General features: G+C 60.5%; 2 protein-coding genes and 2 pseudogenes. 3 read left to right on the forward strand and 1 reads right to left on the reverse strand.

Annotated features, from left to right (window positions below):
• Positions 1 to 803 (reverse strand): annotated as a pseudogene (locus Q8K05_RS15200) (PAS domain-containing sensor histidine kinase); the annotation flags it as partial.
• 291 nt (positions 804 to 1094) lie between these two features.
• Between Q8K05_RS15200 and aceE the strand changes: the two are divergent.
• The 3 genes and pseudogenes from aceE to Q8K05_RS15215 form a co-directional block, all read left to right on the forward strand.
• The gene (gene aceE, locus Q8K05_RS15205; RefSeq protein ID WP_305247470.1) at positions 1095 to 3827 is read left to right on the forward strand and encodes a pyruvate dehydrogenase (acetyl-transferring), homodimeric type; all 2733 of its coding nucleotides are present in this window, start codon (positions 1095 to 1097) and stop codon (positions 3825 to 3827) included.
• Between the two features lie 45 nt (positions 3828 to 3872).
• A pseudogene (aceF, locus tag Q8K05_RS15210) lies at positions 3873 to 5513 on the forward strand (dihydrolipoyllysine-residue acetyltransferase).
• Between the two features lie 58 nt (positions 5514 to 5571).
• A partial coding sequence (locus tag Q8K05_RS15215; RefSeq protein ID WP_305247471.1) for an FAD-dependent oxidoreductase occupies positions 5572 to 6520 on the forward strand: 949 nt, incomplete at its 3' end.

The raw sequence follows: 6520 nt of genomic DNA on the forward strand, positions 1-6520 counted from the left end.
TAGGCTGCCGCACTGTCAGACCAGGGAAGCAGGCGCGCTGCACGGCTGCGCGGTGGCGGCGGGTTGCCTGCCAGCACCAGGTTTTTATCGTCCACCAGGGTCACTGCATATTTGGCCGTGACCTCGGTGGGAACGCCAAAGCGCAGCAGTCCGTCGATGGCGTATTCACCGATGATGACGCCATCGAATTTCCCCTGGTCGTCCAGCGGCACTTGCAACTGCAGGCTGGCCGCGTTGTAGCCGCTGCTGCTCCGGGCCACCAGGGGGCGTGAGTAAACGGGTTGCCGCAGGTCCCTGGCCAGATCATAGGTGCCGGCAGTCTCACCCGGCTTGAGTTGCTCCCCCGTGGTGCGCAATTGGCTGGTGCTGGCGCTGGGCGATACGTAGGCGAGCTTGATACGCCGTTTGCCGTCGACCCAGCTCACGGCCATCAACTCCGGGTACTGATTGACCAGCGCTTCGGCCTGAAGAATGAATCCTTCGGCGTCGATCTCTTTGTTGGAGACATCACGGCCGATGCGCATGAGCTGTTCCTGTCGCTCAAGCAGGCGCAAGCGCAGGCGCTGCTGGGCGTACTCCACGTCGCGCGAAACGGCTTGCTGCTCGCGGTCTATCTCTTCAATGCGCAGGTAGCCGAAAGCCGCAATGACGGCGGCCAGAAAAAGCACCACGGCCAGCAGCGGACCCAGTGTGATGAAACGGTCTTGCCGCGAGGGTGACTGCATGCGCCACCAGCGGCGCCACAAACCCAAGGGCTCGGGGCTGGGCGAGACGTCAGGAGGAGGGAGGGCTTGCTTGGACATAAGGAAACTTTGAAGTTTAAGTGAGATGCGTGTGAGGAAACAGGATTCACCCTGAGCCTTCTGCGGGACCTCGGGTCCGCATAGCTCGCTCTTTAGCGCAATTTGCAGTCTATTTGCATCAAATTATTTCGCATAATGAAAACATAAATCGTAATTTGAAATTGTAGAAATATTATGAGAAACTGGACGCTTGCATTTGATTTACGTTTAAATACGGGCTGAATGCATGAATTGCGTCTGTCTCCCATGGGGCGAAGATGCCGGTTTATAAGCGTTATTCAGGAGACAAAAATGGCTGCTAATTTCAACGAGGCGGGCGCGGACAACTCACGCGCTGCTGCCAGCGATATCCAGGACAAAGACACGCAAGAAACCCGTGAGTGGATGGATGCGCTGTCGGCGGTGATTGAAAGTGAAGGTCCCGAACGCGCCCACTTTTTGCTCGAGCAACTGCTGGAACATGCCCGCCAGAAAAGCATAGACATGCCTTTTTCCGCCACTACGGGCTATGTCAACACCATTGAGACCGACCAGGAAGAGCGCTCCCCCGGCAACCTCGAAATTGAGGCGCGACTGCGTGCCTACATGCGCTGGAATGCCATGGCCATGGTGGTCAAGGCCAACCGTCTGCATCCCGCCGATGGCGGCGACCTCGGCGGCCACATCGGCTCGTTTGCCTCGCTGGCCAGCTTGTTTGGCGCGGGCTTCAACCATTTCTGGCACGCTGAAAGCGAAGGCCATGGCGGCGACTGCCTCTACATTCAGGGCCACGTGTCGCCCGGTGTTTACGCCCGTGCTTACCTTGAAGGCCGCCTGACTGAGGAGCAACTGCTCAACTTCCGCCAGGAAGTCGATGGCAAGGGTCTTTCAAGCTACCCGCATCCCAAGCTGATGCCCGAATTCTGGCAGTTTCCTACGGTGTCCATGGGCCTGGGCCCCTTGATGGCCATTTACCAGGCACGTTTCCTGAAATACCTGCACGCCCGCGGCATTGCCAACACTGAAAACCGCAAGGTCTGGGTGTTTTGCGGCGACGGCGAGATGGACGAAGTCGAAAGCCTGGGTGCCATCGGTCTGGCCGCGCGTGAAAAGCTCGACAACCTGGTGTTCGTCATCAACTGCAACCTGCAGCGGCTTGACGGCCCGGTGCGCGGCAACGGCAAGATTGTTCAGGAGCTTGAAGGTGAATTCCGTGGCTCCGGATGGAATGTGATCAAGCTGCTGTGGGGCAGCAACTGGGATCCGCTGCTGGCCCGCGACAAGGATGGTGCCTTGCGCAAGGTCATGATGGACACGCTGGACGGCGACTACCAGGCCATGAAGGCCAACGACGGTGCCTATGTGCGCAAGCATTTCTTTGGCCGCGACCCGCGCACGCTCGAGATGGTCGCCAAAATGAGCGACGACGACATCTTCGCTCTGCGCCGTGGGGGGCACGACTCACAGAAAGTCTATGCGGCCTTCCATTCGGCAGTCAATCACACCGGCCAGCCCACGGTGCTGCTGATCAAGACCGTCAAGGGTTTTGGCATGGGCAAGATTGGCGAAGGCAAAAACAACGTTCACCAGACCAAAAAACTCTCGGACGAGGACGTCAAGGCCTTCCGCGACCGTTTCAATATCCCGATTCCTGACAGCCAACTGGCCGATATTCCGTTTTACAAGCCGGCCGACGACACCCCCGAGATGCGTTACCTGCACGAGCGCCGCAAGGCGCTTGGCGGCTACTTGCCGCACCGCCGGACCAAGGCCGACGAGAGTTTCACGGTGCCAGCGATAGAAACCTTCAAGTCCGTGATGGACCCGACCGCCGAAGGCCGCGAAATCTCGACCACCCAGGCTTATGTGCGTTTTCTTACCCAGTTGCTGCGTGACCAGGCACTGGGCCCGCGCGTGGTGCCGATTCTGGTCGACGAGGCCCGCACCTTCGGCATGGAAGGCCTGTTCCGCCAGATCGGCATCTACAACCCCGAAGGTCAAAAGTACACCCCGGTCGACAAAGACCAGGTGATGTATTACAAGGAAGACGCCAAGGGCCAGATCCTGCAGGAAGGCATCAACGAAGCCGGCGGCATGAGCAGCTGGATTGCAGCGGCCACCTCGTACAGCACCAACAACCGGATCATGATCCCGTTTTACGTGTACTACTCCATGTTTGGCTTTCAGCGCGTGGGCGACCTGGCCTGGGCTGCGGGCGACATGCAGGCGCGCGGCTTCCTGCTGGGCGGCACGTCGGGCCGCACCACGCTGAACGGTGAAGGCCTGCAACATGAAGACGGTCACAGCCACATCATGGCCGGCACCATTCCCAACTGCATCAGCTACGACCCCACCTTTGCGCATGAAGTGGGCGTCATCCTGCACCATGGCCTCAAGCGCATGGTGGAAAAGCAGGACAACGTGTACTTCTACATCACGCTGCTCAATGAAAACTACGCCATGCCCGGCCTCAAAGCCGGCACCGAAGAGCAGATCATCAAGGGCATGTACCTGTGCAATGCCGGCCCGGCCGAGTCTGCCGCGCCGCGCGTGCAGTTGCTGGGCTCCGGCAGCATCCTGCGCGAATCGATTGCGGCGCAGGTCCTGCTCGAAAGTGATTGGGGCGTTGCCGCCGATGTCTGGAGTTGCCCGAGCTTCAATGAACTGGCCCGGGATGGCCAGAACACCGAGCGCTGGAACCTGCTGCACCCGCTGGAGGCGCCGCGCGTGTCCTTTGTCGGCGAGCAACTCGAACACCACACCGGCCCGGTGGTGGCGTCAACCGACTACATGAAGGCGTATGCCGAGCAGATCCGTTCCTACATTCCCAAGGGTCGTAGCTACAAGGTGCTGGGTACCGACGGCTTTGGCCGGAGCGACTTCCGCAGCAAGCTGCGCGAGCACTTCGAGATCAACCGCCACTACATTGTGGTGGCTGCCCTGAAGGCGCTGAGTGAAGAGGGCACCGTGCCGGTTGCCAAGGTGGCTGAAGCGATTCAGAAGTACGGCATCAATGTCGACAAGATCAATCCGCTTTACGCTTGACGTAAAACTTTCAGCTCAAGACGCAAGCAAACGGAGACAAACAGCATGGCATTGATAGATATTCAAGTTCCCGACATTGGGGATTTCGACGAAGTGACGGTGATTGAATTGCTGGTCAAGCCCGGCGATACCGTCAAGGCCGAGCAGTCGCTGATCACGGTCGAGTCCGACAAGGCCTCGATGGAAATTCCGTCCAGCCACGCGGGCGTGGTCAAGGACATCAGGGTCAAGCTCGACGACAAGGTCAAGCAGGGTTCCGTCGTACTGACGCTGGAAGTGGCGGGGGCTGAGGCTGCGTCCGCTCCGGCTCCGGCCCCACAACAGGCGCCAGCGCCTGCCGCACCTGCTGCTGCTGCGGTGCCAGTGGTAGCCGCCGCCAGCGGCCCCGTAGAAGTGCGTGTGCCGGACATTGGCGACGTCAAGGATGTCTCGGTGATCGAGATTCTGGTCAAGCCCGGCGACAGCATCAAGGCCGAGCAGTCACTGATCACGGTCGAGTCTGACAAAGCCTCCATGGAAATTCCGTCATCGGCCGCCGGTGTGCTCAAGGAGCTCAAGGTCAAGCTGGGCGACATCGTCAATATTGGGGACTTGCTGGCCATTCTGGAAGGCTCGGTGGCGCCTGTGGCCGCTGCCCCCCCAGCCATGGTTGCGGCTGCAGCCGCACCGGCGGCAGCGTCAGCTGCGTTTGCACCCGCGCCTGCAGCGCTGCTGCCAGCCCATGAGCCCATGGTCGCACCGCGCGGCGATTTGCCGCACGCCTCGCCGTCGGTACGCAAATTTGCCCGTGAACTCGGCGTTCCGCTGGCCGAAATCAAGGGGTCGGGCTACAAGGGCCGCATCACGCCGGATGATGTCCAGGCCTTCACCAAGGCTGTGATGACGGGCGCCATCCGCACCGAGGCGCAGGTGGCCAAAGCTCCCGCACCTGCAGCTGCCGGTGGCGGCGTTGGGCTGGACCTGCTGCCATGGCCCAAGGTGGACTTCACCAAGTTCGGCCCGGTCGAGCGCCAGCCGCTGTCACGCATCAAAAAGATCAGCGGCGCCAATCTGCATCGCAACTGGGTGATGATTCCGCACGTTTTCAACCACGATGATGCCGACATCACCGAACTGGAAGCGTTCCGCGTCCAGATGAACAAGGAAAACGAAAAGGCTGGCGTCAAGCTCACCATGCTGGCCTTCCTGATCAAGGCCTCGGTGGCGGCGCTCTAGAAGTTTCCCCAGTTCAACGCCTCGCTCGATGGCGACCAGCTGGTGCTCAAGCAATATTTCCATGTGGCCTTTGCCGCCGACACGCCCAATGGCCTGGTGGTGCCGGTGATCAAGGATGCCGACAAGAAAGGCGTGCTTCAGATATCGCAGGAAATGGGTGAACTCGCCAAGAAGGCGCGCGACGGCAAGCTCAGTCCGGCCGACATGCAGGGCGCCTGCTTCACCATTTCGTCGCTGGGTGGCATTGGCGGGCGTTACTTCACGCCCATCATCAACGCCCCCGAGGTGGCCATTTTGGGCGTCTGCAAGAGCCAGATTGAACCCGTCTGGGACGGCAAGGCCTTCCAGCCGCGCCTGATGCTGCCGCTCAGCCTGAGCTGGGATCACCGCGTGATTGACGGCGCTGCCGCTGCGCGTTTCAACGCTTATCTGGGCCAGATACTGGCTGACTTCCGTCGCGTGCTGTTATGAGCCGCCCCGATTCGGATCAACCGATGGAAGTATTCACCCTCCAATTGAAAGCCTCCCAATGAGCGCAGCTACAAGCTTGATAGACATCAAAGTCCCGGACATCGGCGACTTTGACGAAGTGACCGTGATTGAAGTGCTGGTCAAGGCCGGTGACACCATCAAGGCCGAGCAAAGCCTGGTCACGGTTGAAAGCGACAAGGCGTCGATGGAGATTCCGTCCTCGCACGCTGGCGTGGTCCGGGAACTCAAAATCCAGCTCGGCGACAAGGTCAAGCAGGGTTCCGTGGTCCTGACGCTGGACGCCGCAGGCGCGGCCGCTTCAGCCCCGATTTCAGGGCAAAAACAGGCTGCAGCTACCGTCGCACCTGCGCAAGAAGCTATCAATACAGTAGCAAAATCAGCGCTATCGGCTGCCGTCTTCAACGGCACGGCCGATCTGGACTGTGACCTGCTGGTGCTGGGCGCTGGCCCCGGCGGCTACTCGGCTGCCTTCCGCGCGGCCGACCTTGGCCTCAAGGTCGTGCTGGTCGAACGCTACGCCGCGCTGGGCGGCGTCTGCCTGAACGTCGGCTGCATTCCTTCCAAAGCCCTGCTGCATGTGGCGGCCGTGATGGACGAAGTCAGTCACCTTGGCGCGCTGGGCATCGAGTTTGGCGCGCCCACGGTCAACGTGGACATGCTGCGCGGCCACAAGGAAAAAGTCGTGGGCAAGCTCACGGGCGGGCTGGCGGCCATGGCCAAGATGCGCAAGGTGACGGTGGTGCGTGGTTACGGCGCTTTCGTTGGCGCCAACCATGTGCAGGTTGAAGAAACCAGCGGCACCGCGCAAGAGAAAACCGGCAAAACGCAAACCATTGCGTTCAGGAATTGCATCATCGCAGCAGGCAGCCAGGCCGTGCGCCTGCCTTTCATGCCCAACGATCCGCGCGTGGTGGACTCCACCGGCGCACTGGCGCTTAAGGAAGTCCCCAAGCGCATGCTGATTCTGGGCGGCGGCATCATCGGCC

The sequence above is a fragment of the Polaromonas sp. genome (genome assembly GCF_030682935.1).
Taxonomy (GTDB): domain Bacteria; phylum Pseudomonadota; class Gammaproteobacteria; order Burkholderiales; family Burkholderiaceae_C; genus Polaromonas.

What these genes read in the sequence shown, in the direction of transcription:
- aceE (WP_305247470.1), top strand. Translation starts at nt 1,095, where the DNA reads ATGGCTGCTAATTTCAACGAGGCGGGCGCGGACAACTCACGCGCTGCT.